General features: G+C 46.8%; 17 protein-coding genes. 1 reads left to right on the top strand and 16 read right to left on the bottom strand.

The window, feature by feature from the left end:
- Positions 1–2: 2 nt before the first annotated feature.
- From KQI39_RS00580 to KQI39_RS00535, 10 genes are all read right to left on the bottom strand, one after another.
- The gene (locus KQI39_RS00580; RefSeq protein WP_216415757.1) at positions 3–1,034 is read right to left on the bottom strand and encodes a DUF6077 domain-containing protein; all 1,032 of its coding nucleotides are present in this window, start codon (positions 1,032–1,034) and stop codon (positions 3–5) included.
- Positions 1,031–3,325 carry a xanthine dehydrogenase family protein molybdopterin-binding subunit gene (locus KQI39_RS00575; protein ID WP_216415755.1) on the bottom strand — a complete coding sequence of 765 codons (2,295 nt, stop codon included), beginning with the start codon at positions 3,323–3,325 and terminating at the stop codon, positions 1,031–1,033. Before KQI39_RS00575 ends, KQI39_RS00580 begins: the two co-directional genes overlap by 4 nt.
- Entirely contained in the window at positions 3,322–3,792 is a 471-nt protein-coding gene (locus tag KQI39_RS00570) for a (2Fe-2S)-binding protein (protein WP_216415753.1), read from the bottom strand. The genes KQI39_RS00575 and KQI39_RS00570 overlap by 4 nt, the downstream gene beginning before the upstream one ends.
- On the bottom strand, positions 3,789–4,601 hold the full coding sequence (locus KQI39_RS00565) for an FAD binding domain-containing protein (protein WP_216415751.1): 813 nt from the start codon (positions 4,599–4,601) through the stop codon (positions 3,789–3,791). Before KQI39_RS00565 ends, KQI39_RS00570 begins: the two co-directional genes overlap by 4 nt.
- Before the next feature lie 122 nt (positions 4,602–4,723).
- Positions 4,724–6,400: a glycoside hydrolase family 13 protein gene (locus tag KQI39_RS00560; protein WP_216415749.1), complete on the bottom strand. Its 1,677-nt coding sequence runs from the start codon at positions 6,398–6,400 to the stop codon at positions 4,724–4,726.
- A 12-nt stretch (positions 6,401–6,412) separates the two neighbouring features.
- Positions 6,413–7,048, bottom strand: coding sequence for a GNAT family N-acetyltransferase (locus KQI39_RS00555; RefSeq protein ID WP_216415747.1), 636 nt, complete (start codon positions 7,046–7,048; stop codon positions 6,413–6,415).
- 20 nt (positions 7,049–7,068) lie between these two features.
- Entirely contained in the window at positions 7,069–9,168 is a 2,100-nt protein-coding gene (locus KQI39_RS00550; protein ID WP_330653907.1) for a M28 family peptidase, read from the bottom strand.
- Positions 9,169–9,334: 166 nt separating this feature from the next.
- The gene (locus tag KQI39_RS00545; RefSeq protein WP_216415745.1) at positions 9,335–10,561 is read right to left on the bottom strand and encodes an ABC transporter permease; all 1,227 of its coding nucleotides are present in this window, start codon (positions 10,559–10,561) and stop codon (positions 9,335–9,337) included.
- Positions 10,558–11,229, bottom strand: a complete 672-nt coding sequence (locus tag KQI39_RS00540; RefSeq protein WP_216416085.1) for an ABC transporter ATP-binding protein — start codon at positions 11,227–11,229, stop codon at positions 10,558–10,560. Before KQI39_RS00540 ends, KQI39_RS00545 begins: the two co-directional genes overlap by 4 nt.
- Positions 11,230–11,250: 21 nt before the next feature.
- On the bottom strand, positions 11,251–13,881 hold the full coding sequence (locus KQI39_RS00535; RefSeq protein WP_216415744.1) for an HlyD family efflux transporter periplasmic adaptor subunit: 2,631 nt from the start codon (positions 13,879–13,881) through the stop codon (positions 11,251–11,253).
- 310 nt (positions 13,882–14,191) lie between these two features.
- Here KQI39_RS00535 and KQI39_RS00530 point away from each other — a divergent pair, with 310 nt between their 5' ends.
- Complete coding sequence (locus KQI39_RS00530; protein ID WP_216415742.1) at positions 14,192–14,779, top strand: cytidylate kinase-like family protein; 588 nt, start codon at positions 14,192–14,194, stop codon at positions 14,777–14,779.
- A 604-nt stretch (positions 14,780–15,383) separates the two neighbouring features.
- Here the strand turns inward: KQI39_RS00530 and KQI39_RS00525 are convergent.
- The 6 genes from KQI39_RS00525 to KQI39_RS00500 form a co-directional block, all read right to left on the bottom strand.
- A complete protein-coding gene (locus tag KQI39_RS00525) occupies positions 15,384–16,490 on the bottom strand; it encodes a DUF362 domain-containing protein (protein ID WP_216415739.1) in 1,107 nt (368 codons plus the stop codon).
- Between the two features lie 5 nt (positions 16,491–16,495).
- A complete protein-coding gene (locus tag KQI39_RS00520; protein WP_216415737.1) occupies positions 16,496–17,149 on the bottom strand; it encodes an ABC-2 transporter permease in 654 nt (217 codons plus the stop codon).
- Positions 17,146–17,997: an ABC transporter ATP-binding protein gene (locus KQI39_RS00515; RefSeq protein WP_216415735.1), complete on the bottom strand. Its 852-nt coding sequence runs from the start codon at positions 17,995–17,997 to the stop codon at positions 17,146–17,148. The genes KQI39_RS00520 and KQI39_RS00515 overlap by 4 nt, the downstream gene beginning before the upstream one ends.
- A 41-nt stretch (positions 17,998–18,038) precedes the next feature.
- The gene (locus KQI39_RS00510) at positions 18,039–18,419 is read right to left on the bottom strand and encodes a GntR family transcriptional regulator (RefSeq protein ID WP_148446424.1); all 381 of its coding nucleotides are present in this window, start codon (positions 18,417–18,419) and stop codon (positions 18,039–18,041) included.
- Between the two features lie 164 nt (positions 18,420–18,583).
- A complete protein-coding gene (locus KQI39_RS00505) occupies positions 18,584–19,138 on the bottom strand; it encodes a helix-turn-helix domain-containing protein (protein ID WP_216415734.1) in 555 nt (184 codons plus the stop codon).
- Between the two features lie 69 nt (positions 19,139–19,207).
- On the bottom strand, positions 19,208–20,056 hold the full coding sequence (locus KQI39_RS00500; protein WP_216415732.1) for an alpha/beta hydrolase: 849 nt from the start codon (positions 20,054–20,056) through the stop codon (positions 19,208–19,210).
- Positions 20,057–20,071: the final 15 nt, after the last annotated feature.

The raw sequence follows: 20,071 nt of genomic DNA, 5'->3' as shown, positions 1-20,071 counted from the left end.
TCCTATCGGATCACAATATATATTGCTCCCAGAATCAGGGATGGCAGACAGCACAGTGCCGTACATGCAGCTTTTTCAAGGCTTCGAAACCGCACCAGTCCCATCACCATAAGAACCACCAGCATGATACATGCCAGAATAATCCCCATGGAAGAAAGCAGACAACAGGAAATATCTGCCATCAGAAGCAAAAGCCACGTATATTCCCTTTGCTTCTCCAGAATAATGCAGCAACCCAGATACAGAAGCAATGGAAGAAAAACAGAAGCCAGGCAGGCTTTTCCCTGCCAGATACGAATCATCTGAAAGTTTTCTGAATTATAAATGGAATATCCCGAAAACCAGATCAATACTGCACAGAATATCATAAAAATTCCCCTGGCGTTCTTTTGTTCAGGGAACCATTTTTTTGCATACTGATATAAGACCACATAAGCCATAAAAATAAATACTGCCGGAAATATCATATGTGCCACAATCGCCGGATGAAATCCGCAGAGAGAACTCACCACTGCAAGAAACACCGGAAACGGCGACAGAACGTATCTGCTTGGCAGATGTGCATATGCATAACCGGTATATGGATTTATGGAAAAAATCGTATTTGTATGTACAGACGTTGTGGCAGTTGCCACATAAAAAGCATCGTCGGCATCCATATGTGCCAGAAATGATGCAACCGCCAGCTGAAAAATGATCAGCACTGCCGCAATCCAGAAATATACCGATGTTTCCATGTGTTTTTTTTCACCGTTTCCGGACATACGTTTTTCTCTGCACATAAAAATAAATCCTGCCACAGCTGCCACAGCCATAACTCCCGCAAAACTGTATTCCAGAATATGCAGCGAAAGTTTTGCCCACATCATCGGAAGTATCATCAGTTCCGCAACGGAAAACATCAGAAGATACCCGGCAAGAAGATACATGCCCATGGATTTCTTTTTACTTTTGTAAAAGACTGTCCCTCCGGCTGCCCACGGAACTGCCAGCAGCCACAAAGCTGCCAGCAGACATTTGATCACCATATTCATTTCTTCTCTCCGGCTTCCTGCTCAAGAATTCCCATCGCAACTTTTTCCGGAGTGATCGGGAGCTCTCTGACACGTACACCTGTTGCATTATAAACCGCATTGGCAATGGCCGGACAAGGTGTATCGATCACAAGCTCACCAATGGATTTTGCACCGAAAGGACCTGTCTTCTCGTAGCTGCTTTCAAACTCGATCCGTACCTTCGGAATATCCATACGGTTGGGGATCTTATACTGCATAAAGGAATTGTTACGGATCTTTCCCTTATCTGTATACTGGATATCCTCATACAGAACCATTCCGATACCCTGACCGATACCGCCTTCTGCCTGCACTCTGGCAAGATTTGGATTGATCGGGGTTCCACAGTCGATCACGCCCACATAATCAACGACATCGATCTGTCCGGTTTCCTTATCGATCTCCACTTCAGCTGCACCTACCATAAACGGTGGCGGAGAGATCGGAGAAGAATATTCTTTTACAACCTGAAGCTCACTGCAGACTCCACAGGTTGCTTTTCCTGCGATCTGCTGCAGCGTTACCTCTTTTCCGTCTTCTGTGCGAACTTTTTCTCCGTCAAAATCAGATTCTTCCTCAGATACACCAAGCATCTGTGCACCAAAAGCGTGGATTCTCTTCCTGAGCTCTCCGCAGGCCTGGATCACCGCATTTCCGGTGGCATAAGTTGTGGAAGATGCATAAGAACCGGAATCATAAGGAGAAATATCCGTATCCACACTGAACACCACGATATTTTTCATATCAGTATCCAGACAGTCTGCTGCCATCTGTGCAAGGATCGTATCGCATCCGGTTCCCATATCGGAACAGCCAAGAGCCAGTGTATAGGAACCATCCTCATTTAATTTGATATCTGCTCCGCCAACATCGATCCCCGCAATGGAAGATCCCTGCATAGCCATGGCGATACCGACACCACGTACTTTTCCGTTGCCCATATCACGGAACGGATATTTTTCATCCCAGCCGATCATTTCTTTTGCACGGGCAAGACATTTATCCATGGTACAGCTGCCGTTGATCGGTACATCCGGATATCCAGGAAGCGCCTCTCCCTCCATAGGCATGTTCAGCTCACGGAATTTTACCGGATCCATACCCATCTTATGAGCCAGCTCATCTGCTGCGGACTCCACAGCAAAAATACCCTGTGTGGCACCATAGCCACGATAAGCGCCTGCTGCCTGCATATTGGTGTAAACCACATCATAGGCAAAACGGTAGGCTTCTGTATGGCGGTATAATGCAATGGATTTATGTCCGGAAAGTCCTACGGTTGTAGGCCCATGCTCTCCATAGGCACCGGTGTTGGAAAGGGTATAAAGATCGATCGCCTTTACAATACCGTTTTCGTCCGCACCCATACGGATATGGATCTCCATCTCATGACGCGGAGAAGATGCGATCATGGATTCCTTTCTGGAAAAAACGATCTTGGACGGACGTCCGGTAACCCAGGTTACCAGTGCCGGAAAAACCTCACTGACAGAGGACTGTTTTGCACCAAAGCCCCCTCCGATACGCGGCTTGATCACACGGACTTTGGAAGACGGAATATTCAGCGCATTTCCTACGATCCTTCGGATATGGAACGGGATCTGTGTGGAAGAAACCACCGTCAGTCTCTGAAAATGATCCATATAACAGTAGGTACGGAAGGTCTCCATCATGGTCTGCTGATTTGCCTTTGTGTGGTAAACCTGGTCTACTGTATACGCACATTTCTCCAGCATGGCGTCCACATCACCCACTTCTTCTACATTGGAGGAGCAGAGATTCCGTTTATTATCTCCGCCGGCCGGGATCGGCATATACCAGTCATCCTCCGGGTGCACCAGGATCGGATTATCCTTGGCTGTGTGGATATCCAGAACTGCTTCCTCCACACGATATTTTACCTTAATGCGCTTCAGGGCTTTATCTACTGCTTCTTCTGTCTCACCGGCTACGATGGCAACCGGATCCCCCACAAAACGCACATGCTTATCTATGATATAACGATCCCAGGGACTGATCTCCGGTGCTGTCTGTCCGGCCAGGGTAAATCTTTTGTGTGAAACATCCTCATAGGTGAGAACACAGGCAATCCCCTCGATCTTCTTTGCAGCATCTGTTTTGATCTCTTCCACCCATGCATTGGCATGAGGGCTTCTTAAAATCTTGACGATCAGGCAGTCAGAAGGTGCAAGATCATCGGTATAGACCGGTTTTCCGGTTACCAGCGACATGGCATCTGTTTTTGGTACCGGCTTGTTTACGTATTTCATTTTCCTTCCTCCTGTCCTTTTTTATAGTCGAGAAATTTCAGGATACTTCTGGTCTGTCCCACAAATCCCGAACAACGGCACAGATTTCCAGAAAGATACTCCAGGATATCCTCTTCTGTAGGATCATCCAGTTCCTTTAACATGGCAAACACATTCATGATAAATCCCGGATTGCAGAAGCCGCACTGCTCTGCTCCCTCATTGGCCATAAAAGCTCCGAATTCCTTTGCTTCCTCCTGCATTCCCTCCAGAGTCACGATCCGTTTCCCATCTGCGCGGGCAGCCAGCATGGAGCAGGACAGTACCGGACGTTCATCCATCAGCACAGTACAGAGACCACAGTTTGCAGTCTCACAGCCACGTTTTACGCTGTAACAGCTGTTTTTCCGCAGGAAATCCAGAAGCAGTTCATCCGAACGTACCTCTGCCTGCCGTTTTACACCATTCAGCCAGAAAGTGATATTCATTCTGCTCTACCTCCGATCTCTTCCCAGGCTCTTCTCGTAAGGACTTTCACAAGAAGGCTTCTGTATTCCTTTGAAGCACGCATGTTCTTGTCTGTAGGAACATGTTCCACCGCATATGCGGCAAAAGAAGCTGCTGCCTCCTTTTTCTGCTGTGCATCCATCTGTGCAAAATCTTTTAAGATCCCCTCTTCATCTTCTACGATCATTGCTTTTCCGGGTCTGGCGCCAATGACAGTTCTTGCTTCTCCGTCAATAAGAGCAGCCGCACAGGTGATCACCGGAAAATCTGTGGAATTGTTCCGCTGGCTTAAGTACACTGTGTTCAGCGGCTGTTTTTTCACAATGATATTTACCAGGATATCGTTATCTTTTTCCATGGATGCAAACTGCGCCAGAGGAATGGTTCCACCCTTGTACAGCTCTACCCAGGTATCCAGCGCCAGGAACATAGTCAGCACATCGGAAAATCCGAATCTTCCGAAAATACTTCCGCCCACTGTGGCACAGTTTCGAAACTGCACGCCTACAATGTGCCGCACGCTTTCCCGGATGGCACCCTTCGTATAGGCATTCAGCTCTTTATGGGTTTCCAGTGCATGAAGCGGTGTCATGCAGCCGATCACAAAGGCTTCTTCTGTTTCTGTAATGGTATCCAGCCCAAGGCCTGATAGGTCAATGGCCGTCATGATGTTCCGGTTTCCCATTTTCAGCCAGACCATACCGCCCAGCACACAGGCTGTTCTTTTCTGGTTCAGTTCATATGCCTGTTCAAGGCTTTCTGCCTTTACGTAATTCTTTATCTTCAGCATACTTTATTCCCTTCTGAATTCTCATTCTCTTTCTTTACAGCTGTTTTTTCAGCCGAACATTTATTTTAACAGACTGTCAGCTAAATAGCTATTGTTTTTTTCTCTGCTGTTCTGACGCCGCATTAGTCAGCTGTCTCCAGAGTGATAAACTGATACGGTTTCAAAATGATCTCTTTTCCTGTGATCTCCGCTGTTTCCTGATTATTCAGAAGCACCTTCTTCATTTTTCCGGGAAGAGATACCTTCTGAGACTGTGCCTGCATATTTCCCAGGATCAGCAGATCCTTCTCACCGTTTCTTGTATAGGCGATCAGATTCTTCCGTTCTTCCTGATATGGAGTGAAGGTTCCGTATACAAGGGTTTCTTTATATTCCGGAGCTTTTCTCAGTGCAGTCAGCTTTTTGTAGAAAGAAAGGAGGGAGTCACTGTCCGTTAACTGGGTCTCTACATTGATCTCCTTATAATTCGGATTGACCTCAAGCCACGGCTCTCCTTCTGTAAATCCCGCATTTTTCTCTGCGCTCCACTGTACCGGAGTTCTGGCATTGTCTCTGGAAAATGCAGAAGCAGCATCAAGAGCCTCTTTTTCACTGCATCCGGCACGGAGTGCTACCTGGTATTCATCGATGGTACTGATGTCATCGATCTGGTCCATAGAAGTAAACTCCATATTTTCCATACCTATTTCCTGACCCTGATAAATAAACGGAATTCCCTTCAGCAGGAAATAAATACCTGCCAGAAGCTTCTTGGAATCCGGGCAGCGGTCTTCCGGAGAAATATAGTGACAGACACCTCTTGGCTCATCATGATTCTCAATAATGTTGGAGATCATACCGGTATCCCCGATCTTTTTCTGAGTATGGAAAATACACTTCTTATACTCTTCCGGACTCAGGTACGGTTTGGATGCATACCAGCCATCCGCGCTCTTTCCATAACAGGTTTCCTCAAAATCAAACATGGATGAAAAATATCCGTTTTCTCCAATGAAGTCTTTGATCTCATCTTCCTTTTCATTGAAGACCTCTCCTACAGTAAAAGCATCATAGGGATGAAAGCACTTCTCAGCCATCTCTCCCAGGAATTCTCCGATTCCCTCTGCCTCCTCCAGCATCCTCTCGATATTGCAGAGCCCGTCTGCACGATCGGCAGGATAATCGGAAAACGGAAGCTTCTTCTTGATATTGATAATGGCATCAATACGGAATCCGCCAAGCCCCTTTTCCATCCACCAGCGGATGTTTTTGTAGACTTCCTCTCTTAATTCAGGATTCTCCCAGTTGAGATCCGGCTGCTTCTTGTGGAATACATGAAGATACTGTTTATCCGGATGTCCCGGAAGTTCTTCCCATACCGGACCACCGAAATAGCTTCTCCAGTTGCAGGGAGCCTTATCATCCTTTTTGTCACGGATATAAAAGAAATTTCCATACTTTCCGTCCGGATCCTTAATGGCCTGCTGAAACCACTCATGCTCATCGGAACAGTGATTTACCACCAGATCCATCAGGATGTACATCTCTCTTTTTTTCGCTTCTGCGATCAGACGGTCCATATCCTCCATGGTTCCAAATCTTGGATCAATAGCATAATAATCTGCAATGTCATATCCCTGGTCTGCAAGGGGAGATTTATAGATTGGGGAAAGCCAGAGGATATCTGCTCCCAGCTCCTTCAGATAATCAAGCTTGCTGATGATTCCCGGGATATCTCCGATCCCGTCTCCGTTGGAATCATAAAAGCTCTTAGGGTATATCTGATATACCACCTTGTCATGCCACCATTTTCGTTCCATTTTAATTCCTCCTTATGCCTGTTTGATCATGCAGTACTGCTTTAGATCAAATCCTTTTTTCTGTACAATTCCGTATAATTTAAATCCGAATTTCTCATACATGGAAACATTTGCCGGATTATGAGTTTCCAGAGAGATCATCAGCTTATGCCTGTCCGCATAATCGATCACCTCATCCATCAGCTTCTCAGCAAGACCATGATGCTGCATCTTCGGCGCCACAGCCAGATAGATCACATGAAGTCTTTCTACTGTATGAAGCTGGGAAGTCCAGCTGGAATTCAGATAATCTTTTCCCTGGATGAATTTCCGCAGGGTCGCAAGACTTGGATCCTCTTTGATCAGATAGCCATCTGTTTTCAGAAGGGCAAAAAAATCCACCATCAGATTATGTAAGGCTGCTTCATGCTCCGTTCCGTCGGATACTACCAGGATGCTGTTCAGCTCACTGCTGTCTGCATAGATCTCACAGGTCTCAAAAAACTCCGTAAGATCACAGGTAAAAAGCTCCGGCATCAGACGTTCTCTGGTATCCCTGTCCGGGATCAGTGCATGATACAGAGGATCCTCCGAAAAACATACGGTCAATATCCGGATCAACCTGTCCAGATCTTCTTCTTTCACTCGGTATAAATTATGGCTTTCCATTCTTTCCTCCAGGTATGGTTTTATTCTGTTCCTTTTTCAAACATATCGCTGACCTCACAGATCAGATTCCTGAGCTTTTCCACTACACGGATCAGATATTCAATATCATCCGCATAATAATGCTTCTGTCTTTCCCAGGCCTCCTTGAGGCTCTGCTTTTCTGCCTCCAGGCTGTCACCCGACTTCTTTTCCTTCAGGCTTTCCACAAGATCATAAAGATTCTCATGGTGGATGATCCTGCCCTTTCCCCACATCAGGCGATCCGGGGACTGCTTCAGGATATATTCCGTAAAATGATAAAAGACTTCCCGCTCAAACTGAAAGGCATAACAGTTGTTGTCAATACTGTAAAAAGCTTCCAGCGCAGGTGCGATCTCTCCTTTTTCCAGATATCCCATCGCTTTCTTCAGCGCATAAAGATTGTTCTGCACTGCCTGCTGCGGAAAGATCACATTGTCATCCCAGTCCAGACGCACCAGATAATCCTGGGATTTCCGAAATACACCGAGAAGTTTTTCGGTGATGGCATCGGCTTTTTTCCAGTCACGTTTTTCTTCCGGAATGCTGTTGAAGCGGCGCACCTGCTCTGAAAGAATGGCAGCTGCTTTTTTCGCTTCTTCTGTTTTTTCCAGAAGGAGAACACCGTTGGCGCCGGTCTGCATACACAGATCCAGATCCAAGCTCTCAATACTACCGGCCAGTGCCCGTCCGAAATCCATCGGCGGCAGTGCAAGACTGTCAATAGCAAGAAGGAGCCTCAGATAAAATTCGTGGTGGAATTTATATACTTCTTCCTCATAAACATCCTGGTTATCATACTGGGAATGATAATAATTTTCCATAAACGGACCACCGCTGAAATCATTGACCATGGACGGGATCCCGGAAATCGCCATGGTAAAATCATCCGACCAGGTCTCAATGGGATACAGTGTAGTCATACCCTCCGGATAAATCCCCTTCGGCATCTGCACTGCGTCCACAAATCCACGTACAAAATCCGCATACTCATAGGTACAGCGCACTGCATCCCTGGTGCTGTGTGCATGGGCCGGAAGTTCGAAATTCAGATCTGCGATCACATGTCCCGACCACTCTGGTCTTGCCTCAAACACCTGACGATAAGCGCCTGTGGACCAGTCATATTTCGTGTCGGAAATCCCCCATTCTTCTGCTGCAAGCGCACATACTACAATGGTATGGCGAGGTCTGTATCCACCGTGGATCAGAGCCCGGGCAATTCCGATGATCATTGCTACGGCCGCATTATCATCCTGAAATCCTTCAAAATAGGAATCATAATGGGCACTTAAAAGGATCATGGAATCGGAACTGGTTCCCGGGATTTTTCCTACAATATTATAGGTATACTGGTCTTTAATCACCTCTGTGTCCGCGTCAAATTCCACGGAAATCTTTGGAATCTTCTTTCCGTCCTCATTTTTTTCTTCCATCAGACGGCGGATCTTAAGAAAATCTGCTCTGGACATGGAAAAAGCCGGAGCACTGGAAGGTCCTGCAATGTCCTGTGCATTCAAAGCCGTATCGTCGATCTGTGCGTACCCTCTGCTCTGTACGGCAATGAGAGCTGCCGCGCCTTTTAAGTGAGCCTGATACACCGGATAATTGATCCACCACTCTTCTCTCTGGTTGATCTCGATAAGAACCAGCTTTCCTTTTACATCGATATTTTTATATTCGTCAGCAGTACCTTTTCCAAGATATACAAGGTCAAATTTCTGAAAGCCATCGGTCTTAAAATCCGTCTGGTATGCACCAAGCTGGATCTCATGCACGGTTCCCTCCTGGTCACGGTAGCGCATCACCGCTTTTTTAAATTCCCATGCATCCACACGGATCTTGTCTTTCTCTACCTCGGTGAGGCCTGCTTCTTTCATTTCTTTTAAAAGCATATCTCCGGTTTTCCGTTCTGCCAGGGAACCTGCGGTGCGGTATCCCAGAACCGGATTTGTTTTTTCCTGTTCCATGCGCTTGGCCAGATCATAGGATTCTTTTACATCCAGGCATGAAACACATTTCTCCACGATGTTCAAATTTACTGTCATCCCTTTCTTGGTAGTTCCCTGGTCAGCAGTTCTGTCCACTCCCGGCAGGAACACGCTCTTAACTGCTATAGATTATACCTTATCAATGTGCGGATTTCCAGATAAAAAAACATGATTTGTTCTGACAGGAAAAATCACGTTCGTACAAATCACGTTTTTATCATATCTCTTCTTGCCCTGGCAGGCTGTTGACGACAGTCTTAATCTGGCAAAATTTTTATTAACCGGAATACCGGAGCGCATCGATCGGTTTCTTGGATGCCGCCTTGTTGGCCGGATACAGACCAAAAAGCACGCCGATCAAAACAGAAAATGCCACAGACAGCCAGACCACTTTCATATCCATGGTAAAACTCATGGAATTGTTCATCACAACGGCTGCTACCTTCAGGATCACCCAGGAAAGACCAATTCCCGCAAGACATCCCATCAGGCTTACCAGAAGCGCCTCGATCAGAAACTGCAGCATGATGGTTCCTCTTCCTGCACCGATAGCTTTTCGGATACCGATCTCCCTGGTACGCTCCGTCACAGATACCAGCATGATATTCATAATTCCAATTCCACCGACCAGCAGTGAGATAGCTGCAATCCCTCCGATCATCAATGACATGGTATTGGTGACACTGGACATGGCCTCCATGATCTCCGACTGGTCCACAATGGAAAAAGCATCCTCGTCCTGCCCAAATCGTTCCATAAGCAGTTCCGTAAGAGCATTTTCCGCCGGTTCCAGACTGTCCTCATCGGTTCCGGATGCGTAAAACATGGTCACATCCAGAACATTATCCGCAAGTCTGGTCATGGTGGAAAACGGAATATAACCCTCCAGCTGTACTGAGGAGGAGCTGTCGGAATCATCCGAATCCGAAGAACTACTCACTGCCGTCCCCTGGGTCAGTGAGCTGCTGTCAGAAAGCACACCAACGACCAGGAAGCTTTTTCCGTTTAATTTAATGCTTTCTCCTACGGCATCTGCACGGCCAAGAAGTTCCGTTGCCGTGTCTTTTGTGATCACAACTACATAAGAATTGTTATCAATATCTGTCTGTTTGAGAAAACGTCCGCTGAAAAGTTCCAGTCCCTGGATATCCGCATAACTTCCTGTTGTGCCGGTCAGTGTCATGGTTCCGTTGGAATAACTTGTTTTTGCGGTAACGCTGGTCCAGGAAACCGGCGCCACCTCATCCACTTCCTCCGGTTCACAAAAATCCGACAGTTCCTTAAGACGCAGTGGATTTTCCTTATCATCGGTAATGGTCACCGTCAGATAACTGGAACCCATGCTGGAAATCTGATCCGTCACAGAAGAGGTCGCTCCATTGGCAATGGATACCAGCACGATCAATGCCACCACACCGATGATGATACCCAGCATGGTGAGAAAAGAACGCAGTTTGTTGGACACCACTGCGTGCCACGCCATTTTCATACTCTGAAAGATCATAGGCTCACCTCGCTGACTTTTCCATCGCGGATAAAAATTTTCCGCTCTGCCTCATCTGCCACTCCATTGTCATGAGTGATCAGTACAATGGTGTTTCCATTTGCATGAAGTTCGTGAAACAGCTTCATGATCTCTTCCCCTGTAGAAGAATCCAGATTTCCAGTGGGCTCATCTGCCAGGAACAGAGAAGGCCTGGTCACAAGTGCTCTTGCAATAGCCACCCTCTGCTGCTGGCCGCCGGAGAGCTCGGTAGGCCGGTGCCCCATTCTGTGAGAAAGTTCTACTTTTTCCAGAGCTTCTTTCACACGCCGTTTTCGCTCACTCTTGGAAATTTTCTGATAGATCAGCGGCAGTTCCACATTTTCCTCTGCTGTCAGTTTGGGAAGCAGATTGAAACTCTGAAAAATAAATCCGATCTTATGATTCCGGATCTTTGCCAGCTCCCGCTCTGTATAATCTTCAATGGAAATCCCATCCAGGATATAAGTTCCTTCATCTGCAGTATCCAGACAGCCGATAATATTCATCATCGTGGATTTTCCACTTCCGGAAGGTCCGATGATGCTGACAAATTCGCCTTCCCGGATCACCATATTGGCATGATCCAGAGCGTGGACCGTATCTCCTCCGATGCAGTAAGTTTTGCACACATCTTTTAATGTTATCATTCCGTCCATTGTTTCACCGCCTTACATATTCGGAGGCGTACCGCCACCGTTACCGCCGGAACTTCCGCTTCCGCCAGGACCTCCTCCGTTTCCTCCTGGGCCTCCGCTGTTTCCGGAGTCAGAATTTCCACCAGGGCCACCACTCATATCACCAAAATCGCCCATACCGTCAGGCATACCGGAATCATTGCCACTTCCACTGTCCGTATTTCCTGATTTGTTATAATATACGGTATCTCCTTCAGAAAGACCTTCTGTGATCTCCACGGTAGTTCCATCGGAAAGACCTGTGGTTACTTCTGTCTCGCCGGAAAGATTTCCGTCCTCGTCTTTCTCTGTGTAGACAAAAACCTTATCCCCTTTTTCCTGCAACGCATTGACCGGAATCGTAATTACATTTTCACGGTTTTCAATGGTGATCGTAGCTGAAGCATTCATTCCCTGCTTCAGCTCTTCATCTTTTGGCACGGAAACAGATACCGTATATTTTGCCACGCCGCCATTGACCGATGCGGTATTTCCTATCTCTGTAACTTCACCGGTAAATTCTTCGTCTTCAATGGCATCAAAGGTAACTACTGCTTCCTGACCAATCTCCACAGAGTTGATATCCTGCTCATCTACACTGACTTCCAGAGTCATTGTGTCATCCGGAGAGATGGTAAAAAGCGCGACATCTGTACTGTATTCCGATGCGGAAAGTTCTGTGCCGGATGTGGAAGAATCTGTCTCCTGACTGTCCCCTGTCTGTGATGCACCGGAAGAAGAGCCGGAAGCATCGCTTACAGATGTACCTCCACTGTTTCCGGAGGCAGCACTACCTCCGGACTGATTGTTACCACTCTGTGTGGAATTTCCATCTGTTCCGCTGTTTCCGCTGGCACTGTCTGTTCCATTATCTGCGGAATCTGTTCCAGACTGACCATCTGCTCCATCCGTGACCTGATCTGCGTCATTATCTTTGTTATCATCAGTACTCTTTCCGTCAGTTGTGGAATCATTTCCATTACCGGAATCATCCTTCTTTATATCCTCTGCTGCCGCAGTCTCTGGAAATGTGATCTGAAAAGACATGCTTTTTCCATCCTGGGAAACACTGATACCGGAAACTGTTCCCAGAGCAATTTGGGAAATACTTCCTGCCTGGAAAACATAGCCATCCCCTGCAGTAAGAGTAACTACTGCCTGATACACTGTTTTTTCCTGGAAACTGCCGTCTCCCGGATTCCATGCCACCGTACCTGTATAACTTCCATCTGTCGCACTTACTGACGTAACAGGCATCTGCCCGGTCACCGGAGCCGCGATTACAAGAGAGGATGCTGTGCTGGTGCCTTCTGTGGCAATAGCAAACTGCAAAGTTGTGGATGTTTCAGCTGTATCTTCGCCGGAAGAATCCTCTTCTCCGTCAACATCTGAAGAAAAGTATGCATCGGATGACGCCAGCGCAACAATCTCTGTCTGTTGTTCTGTATCTGTTTCTCCGGCTTCCTGGCTGTTCATATCACTCTCAGATATATCTGTCACACTGTCTGAAGAAACAGCTGCCCCTGTATCACTGCATCGAACCACACTTACACTTCCAGATACTACATACGACATCTGCGAAACTGTCTTTCCACTTCCGGAACTGCCGGAAGAACTTCCACTGCTGCTATCCGTTGTTGTACTGCTTCCTGCGGAAACATTCACACTCTGAACTGTTCCGGAAATTTCCGCTTCGATCTCCGGATCTGCTTTCAGCTGGATCAGTTTTTTCAGGGTTGCTGTCCTTGCCTCCCGTTTTGCAAGAAGTTCCTGATATTGTGTCTCATTGGCACTTCCTTCCAGAGTCAGCAGGGTTGTTCCCTCGGAAACACTTGCATTCTCTGAAACATTTACTGCGGAAACGGTACCGGAAGTCCCTGTGATCTCCAGTGGTTCGTGGATCGTAAGCTCCCCGCTTCCAAGCTCCTGTCCACTGCTGTCTGTAACAGTAACCGTATCACCATATGTTGTTCCGTTATCTGTAAGAGTAACCACGCAGTCTTTTCCACTGACAGAATCCACAGTTCCAGTCACCTGTGTACCGGAAGACAATGTTACTGTTACAGAATCTCCTGCAGATACCCCGGATACTCCGCTGAGAGAAACTGCCATTTTTCCGTCCAGAGAAAGCACCATCAACGCACCATCACTGACCATGGTGTCCGAAACATCAGAACCGGCGGATACATTGATCTTCTTTACACGGCCACTGACGGAAGATTCGATCACATTCTCCTCATCACTGTCCTGGTATTCCTGGATGCTCTCATCCAGCTGGGAAATCTCATCCTGCACCTGCTCCATCGCTTCCAGGATCGAGCTCTCATCCACAACCGCGAGAACATCACCCTCTTTTACCTCATCTCCGCTCTCGACCATCACCTCACTGATCTCAAGACCGGAAGGTGCATCCTGATCCTCTGCCTCAGCAAGTTCCAGATTGCCGGTACCCACAATTGTCTTGGAAAGATTTCCTTTCTTTGCCTCTGCGGACTGCGCCTGTACTGTTACATTCTGTACCGGCTTCGTATGTGCTACTTTAAAATATCCCACAGTTCCCACGCCTGCCACGCAGACAACTGCCACCGGGATGATCACCATAAGCTTTTTTCGCCGTCGTTTCATTCCTTTAACCTCCAATATGTCCTGTATGTTCTCTCTGTTTTAAGAACATCTTAAAGGAAAAATGTGTAAAGACTTTGTGTGATCTGTGAAAACCCGGTGAAAAAGGTAGAGTATTTTTCGTACGCAAATACAGTTAATTGAATATAATTTTCTGTCTGTTTTTGTATTATTTTGTGTATTTTAAATATTATTTTAAATAATTTTCATTATTTTCTGGTATTTTTTACGGAAATATGTTATAAAAGAAATAAGAAAAAACACCGGAAAACAGACCTTCCTGCTTCCGGCCCGAGATAAAGGAGGTATCATTATGGCAAAACGTATTATCACCATCAATCGTATGTTTGGAAGCAACGGACGCCTCATCGGCAAGACTCTGGCAGAAAACCTGGACATCGGTTTTTATGATAAGGAACTGATCGATATGGCCGCCAAGAAAAACAATATCCCTTTCGACACCCTGGCAAAAGTAGACGAAAAAAAAGCCAGCCAGTGGGTATTCCCCGTTGACAGTGAGCTGCAGTTCACCGATAATTTTTCCTTTGTACCAATGAACGATGTGCTCTATGACCTCCAGCGGAAGATCATACTTTCCCTTCCGCAGAAAGAAGACTGCGTAATCGTCGGACGATGTGCAACCAATATCCTGAAGGATAAATCACTTAAGATTTTTATCCATGCACCGTTTGAGGAAAGAGTACAGAATGTGATCCGCCGCACCGACAGAGAAGAAGCCAGCGCACGGAAACTTGTCAAGAAAATGGATAAAGAGAGAAAAGCTTATTATGAATACTTTACAGATAGTAAATGGCTGGATATGACACAGTATGATCTCTGTATTGACAGCAGCCGGTTTTCTATGGAGCAGATTGTAGAAATTGTAAAGAGATGTCTTTAGGATTCTTTTTTAAAAAAGGTTTTTACGCTTTGGAAGCGTGAGTGAAACCGCAGGGGAGGGGAAGCACTCGTAGTTGCGAAAGGCCGTTTCCCCTCCCCTGCACCCCTTCCCTCTGGCCACGCCAAAAGACGTATGTTGTGGTTGTGTTACGTTATTGACTGGGCGATGGATTCTGCGTTTGTTTATGGCGATAGGTTGTGCCGATTTCTTGCGGATTCTGCTTATATCCTGTTTAGTCAGACCAATATTTACAATCCGCATTCGCTATGCAGCTCTACACCAAATAACTACAAAAAGCAGCCCTTCAGCGGGCTGCTTTCTCATCCACAAACCTCCAACCGCGGACGCTCAACTCACCAAACCGCAAGGACAGGACGCCCAGCGTCCGCTTCCGCCCCTCCGGATAAACCGTCAGCCTGGGAAGTGACAGTCTTCCGGGCTGCTGCGGAGGAGGGGTGATGATGGTTAGGGTGCGGGAGACGGCGTTATTGCGGAAGGGCTCAGCTGTTTGAGCCAACGGCGAGTTCTGGCCCTTCCGCAATGGTTTTAGCCGTCTCACGCACCCTTAGCAGCATCCCCCGACGGAGCCCTGCCTGGAAGACTGTCACTTCCCAGGCGTCCGTTCATTAACATATCTTTTCAAAAACTCATAAATCTCCCCCTCCAACGGCGGACACCCCTCCACAAAATTCTGAAACTTACAGGTACAATGCCCCACACCAAGCACTCCCGTCTTACCACGATACCCCTGCCCGATGCAGATCTTCTCATCCAGCTTCTCAAAAAGCCCCTCTTCTTTGAGCATCTCAAGCGCCGGGATCAAATACCCGTAACACGCACTACAGGACTCCACTTCCTCCACCGCATCAGCAAGCTCCACAACCTTTCTGGACACCGGCATCGCCTGATCCGCCTGATCTGCCAGAAACTGCACATCCGCTTTCGAAACATCCGGACATCCCACGCCAAGCTCACCGGCCAGCTTCACATAAGGAACATCCGCTACCTCATAATGCATCATCTGACACACATACGCATCCACAAGAACCGGGTCGCAGGCAGCCATCACACGGTTCATCACAACCGGATTCCCACCATCCTCAAAATCCAGATCCCCACAGATATTATCCACAACAATAAAATCCTGCTTTATCCCCATATTCAGATAGGCAATAGGCTTATGAAGCCCCAGAGAATGAAAACGCCGCTTCTCCTTATTCGGGATCAGCCCTTTCATATTTTTAAGCGCACAAGTGATCTTCGTCTGGCAATGCCCTTTCAGAACCGGTACATTGATCAGAAAATCAAGCTCCTTCACCCGCTCACAGACATTCAGCTCCATGCCTCCACAGTCCACAGGAACCCCTTTATCCTTCTGCATATCCCAGAACGGCACCTGATACTCTTCCTCAAGCCGGTCAAACCCACAGGTCTTATAAGCCTCTCTGGTCTTATCCCCGACCCAGGAACCCTCCAGCATCACCAGATCCCGGAAACCATGCTCCTTCAGATACTCAATAATTCCCGCGACCACCTCCGGATGCGTAGTTGCACCCCAGGAAGCCTCTGACGGAGAAACCAGATTGGGCTTGATCCCGATCTTTTTCTTTCTGTCCCCGATATGGGACTGAAGATCTGCCTTTTCCAGAAGCTCCTTCGTCATCTTTTTATATTCTGTATCACTGGTAATAAAAATCTGATTTTTATCCATATTTATCAGAATTCCTTTCTCTCCATAATATGGATGCTGACCCGGCAGGAAATATAAGAAGTAAGCCCAAGAAATACCAGAATGATCAGACTGATCAGGCCAATCCCCAGATTCTGCACCTCAAGCAGCATCTGATCCGGATCCACACCAAAACTCTGCATAACTTTCGCTATCAGATAAATCAGGCCAAAAGTTCCGCCAACAACAGCAGCCATCACAATTCTACCATTATCTGCACCAAACTTCAATTGAACCGGTATCAGCAAAACCATGCACAAAACTACAATCAGAATTCCCGTCTCACAGGTAAGCATCCATTCCCCCTGGTCCACAGCGACACCCCGGAAATGGTTTGCAGTCACAGAAACCACAAAGCCTGTCAGAAGAAGCAAAAAACTCACACCATAACCCAGGATATATTTTTCTATGGCATAGGTCTTTCTGGCAGCCGGAAGCGTCATAAGAAATCCCATTCCACGGTCTGCTTCATCATAGGAAATCGTTGATATGGACAGAAAACCTCCCATCATCCCAAGATAGATAATGATAAACGCATCATTTTTTACACTGACGAAAAAAAGAACCATTACTGCTACAAGTCCGAGAAAAGACCTGTTCTGTTTCAGAAGTTCTATATCTTTCTGTAAAAAGCCTCTCATAATTTCTCTCCTTTCGAGATCATGGTGATGATCTCATCCACTGATCCGCGCTCCACAACAAGTCCCGGATAATTTTCCAGATAAAACTGCTTCTCATTGGTCAGGCAGCTATATCCCCACGACTCTTTCGCCATCCGGAGAATCCCTCTTTTATCAAGATCCGCAAAGGCTTTTTCCTCCACTTTCAAAATCCCGTACTGGTCAAGAAGCACATCCATATCCTCATGAAGAATAATTTTTCCCTCATGAATCATATACAGATCGTCGCAAAGTCCTTCCAGATCCGAAGAAATATGAGAGCTGATCAGGATTCCTCTTCCTTCCTGCTCCATATATTCACGGAGAAGATCCAGAATCCGGTCCCTTGCCACCACATCAAGACCAGCAGTTGGCTCGTCCAGGATCAGCAGCTTCGCCTCATGGCTCAGTGCCAGAAGAACTTTCAGCTTCGCCCGCATTCCTGTGGAAAATTCCTTCAGACTTCGGTCCAACGGGATGGATAACTGACGACATTTCTCCAGAAAATCCTGCCTGTTAAATTTATGATACATTTTTTCCATAATATGTGAAATCTGCTGCACAGTCAGATAGCCGCTGAAAGTGCTGTCTGAAAGCACGACCCCGATTTCTTCTTTCTGTGCAGGTGTAAGACCGGTACTATCCTGTCCCATAATCCGGACTGTACCATCATCCACATGGATCAGCCCCAGAATCGCTTTAAACGCGGTACTCTTTCCTGCACCGTTTTTGCCGATCAGTCCTGTGATCCTTCCTTCTTCCAGCTGCATGGTACAGTTCAGCTGAAAATTCCCATATTGCTTTCTTACCTCCATAAGTTCTGCTAACATATCCAATCCTCCCATTTATCTCAGATCCCTATTTTTCACTTTCAGACCTGCGGGTCTTCCAGAATACAGGTAAACATTTCCCGGAGCTCCTCATCAGAAAGACCTCCTGACCTTCCCTTTCGAATCGCACGTTCCAGATCTGCCTCCACTTCCTTCTGCCGTTCTTCCCGCAACAGATTCCGGTTGGCTTCCGCCACAAAACTGCCCTTTCCGTGAACCGTAACGATCAGTCCTTCCTCATCCAGAAAATCGTAGGCCTTTTTTACCGTAAGTGCACTGATCTTCAGCTCTCTTGACAGTGTCCGGACAGATGGAAGCGGTTCTTTCTCTTTCAGTGAACCATCTATGATCTTCGCGCGGATCTGCCTGACAATCTGTTCATAGATAGGTTCCATAGATGTATGACTGATAATAATATTCATCGTTTCCCTCCTGTTGATAAACAGTATATAACAGCATATAACTGTTGTCAAGTGTTATATACTGTTTATTCCAAATAAGACAGATATTGACGATCTGTATCTGCATAAATGTATAAAAAAATATCCTCTCTACCAGTTCCCCGGTAAAAAGGATATTTTTGTGTTCAATGATAATCCAGAAATGTCACAGAAAAAACCGCTTTCCCTTTTCCATCATTTCTGTATGTATGAATCTGGTCCGTCTCAAAACGAAGCACATCTTCCGCTGTTACCAGATGTGAAACGCCCTCTGCTTCCACCATTATCTCTCCCTGCAGCACAGAAATATACTCCCGTGTTTTTTCTCCATGGCCACCGCTGATATAAGATTGCCCGGCTTCAATCTCGATCCGGTAGATCTCCACCAGCTGATTATCTTCATAGGGAAAACAGGTCCAGACTTTATACTGGCCTTCCATCTCTTTAGTTGGAACCATCTCCTGCACATGCACCAGGCAGGAATCCAGCGGCGGTGCCTGGATCAGTTCCTGAAAACGGATCCGAAGACCACTGGTAATTTTCCCAAGAACTCCAAGAGAAGGATTGGCTGTTCCCTTTTCAATCTGTGCAAGCATACTTTTGCTGACTCCGGTCTGCTCAGATACCACATCCAGGCTCATGCCTTTGGATTTCCGGATTCTTTTTAGATTTACTGATACATTATGGGTTAAATAGTCCATCCCGGTTCATTCTCATCTCCATTCCGTTTCTCTCTTCGGCTGGTCTTCCCGCCTGCCGCAAGCCTCAGCTTATCGGTCGATCTTTGCGCCGCCCCACCATGGAAATTCCCGGTTCAGCCATTTTCCAGCAAGCGCACTCCATGGTTCACAGGCTCTTACAATTCCTCTGCCGTTTTCGTTGGCAGTCAGCTCATTTGCCAGGCCAAGCCCGTGAGGTCCCTGTGGAAAAACATGATATTCCACCGGAATCCCTTTTTTATAAAGCGCCCGTACAAAAAGAAGCGTATTATCCAATAACACTGTCTGATCCTCAAAGGTATGCCAGATAAATGTTTTTGGTGTATCTTCCGTAACCTGGAATTCCAGGGACATCTGATCTTTCAGCTCCTCATAACGGTCTCCAAGAAGATTACGAAAACTTTCTTCATGGCCGAATTCCCCGGAAGTAATTACCGGATAATTCAAAATCATACCATTCGGCCGGATCATCTGATTATCCATTCCCGTGATCCCTGCAAGTTCCTCTGTATTCCAGAACACTCCCAGGGAAGCAGCCAGATGGCCTCCCGCGGAAAAGCCGGACACAATGATCTTATCTTTTTCAATATGCCACATTTCACTGTTTTTTCGAAGAAGTGCTACGGTTTTTGCCAGCTGCCGGAGAGCCACCGGATATCTGGCCGGTGCCACGCTGTACCGGAGTACCACCGCATGATATCCCATCCCCATAAAACGTACAGCAATTGCTTCCGCTTCCCTGTCTGAAGTCATACCATAGGCTCCGCCCGGGCAGATCACGATGGCAGGACGCTTCTGTCCCGGATAAAGTTCCTCGGATTCCTGCCAGAAATAAGTCTCTATCCAGGCCTCATTATAGTCTTTCGTTTTTTCTTCGATTACAATTCTTTCATTAATCATTCCAGCTTTCCTTTC

Source organism: Blautia sp. MSJ-36, assembly GCF_018917985.1.
Taxonomy (GTDB): domain Bacteria; phylum Bacillota; class Clostridia; order Lachnospirales; family Lachnospiraceae; genus Blautia_A.
This window is presented reverse-complemented; position numbering and strand designations above follow the sequence as displayed.

Bases quoted from the DNA above. Each gene is read 5' to 3' on its own strand.
- KQI39_RS00555 (WP_216415747.1), bottom strand. From the start codon at position 7,048: ATGGAAAGCCATAATTTATACCGAGTGAAAGAAGAAGATCTGGACAGG.
- KQI39_RS00540 (WP_216416085.1), bottom strand. From the start codon at position 11,229: ATGATAACATTAAAAGATGTGTGCAAAACTTACTGCATCGGAGGAGAT.
- KQI39_RS00525 (WP_216415739.1), bottom strand. From the start codon at position 16,490: ATGGATAAAAATCAGATTTTTATTACCAGTGATACAGAATATAAAAAG.
- KQI39_RS00520 (WP_216415737.1), bottom strand. From the start codon at position 17,149: ATGAGAGGCTTTTTACAGAAAGATATAGAACTTCTGAAACAGAACAGG.
- KQI39_RS00535 (WP_216415744.1), bottom strand. From the start codon at position 13,881: ATGAAACGACGGCGAAAAAAGCTTATGGTGATCATCCCGGTGGCAGTT.
- KQI39_RS00510 (WP_148446424.1), bottom strand. From the start codon at position 18,419: ATGAATATTATTATCAGTCATACATCTATGGAACCTATCTATGAACAG.
- KQI39_RS00515 (WP_216415735.1), bottom strand. From the start codon at position 17,997: ATGTTAGCAGAACTTATGGAGGTAAGAAAGCAATATGGGAATTTTCAG.
- KQI39_RS00575 (WP_216415755.1), bottom strand. From the start codon at position 3,325: ATGAAATACGTAAACAAGCCGGTACCAAAAACAGATGCCATGTCGCTG.
- KQI39_RS00570 (WP_216415753.1), bottom strand. From the start codon at position 3,792: ATGAATATCACTTTCTGGCTGAATGGTGTAAAACGGCAGGCAGAGGTA.
- KQI39_RS00560 (WP_216415749.1), bottom strand. From the start codon at position 6,400: ATGGAACGAAAATGGTGGCATGACAAGGTGGTATATCAGATATACCCT.
- KQI39_RS00565 (WP_216415751.1), bottom strand. From the start codon at position 4,601: ATGCTGAAGATAAAGAATTACGTAAAGGCAGAAAGCCTTGAACAGGCA.
- KQI39_RS00500 (WP_216415732.1), bottom strand. From the start codon at position 20,056: ATGATTAATGAAAGAATTGTAATCGAAGAAAAAACGAAAGACTATAAT.
- KQI39_RS00505 (WP_216415734.1), bottom strand. From the start codon at position 19,138: ATGGACTATTTAACCCATAATGTATCAGTAAATCTAAAAAGAATCCGG.
- KQI39_RS00545 (WP_216415745.1), bottom strand. From the start codon at position 10,561: ATGATCTTTCAGAGTATGAAAATGGCGTGGCACGCAGTGGTGTCCAAC.
- KQI39_RS00530 (WP_216415742.1), top strand. From the start codon at position 14,192: ATGGCAAAACGTATTATCACCATCAATCGTATGTTTGGAAGCAACGGA.
- KQI39_RS00580 (WP_216415757.1), bottom strand. From the start codon at position 1,034: ATGAATATGGTGATCAAATGTCTGCTGGCAGCTTTGTGGCTGCTGGCA.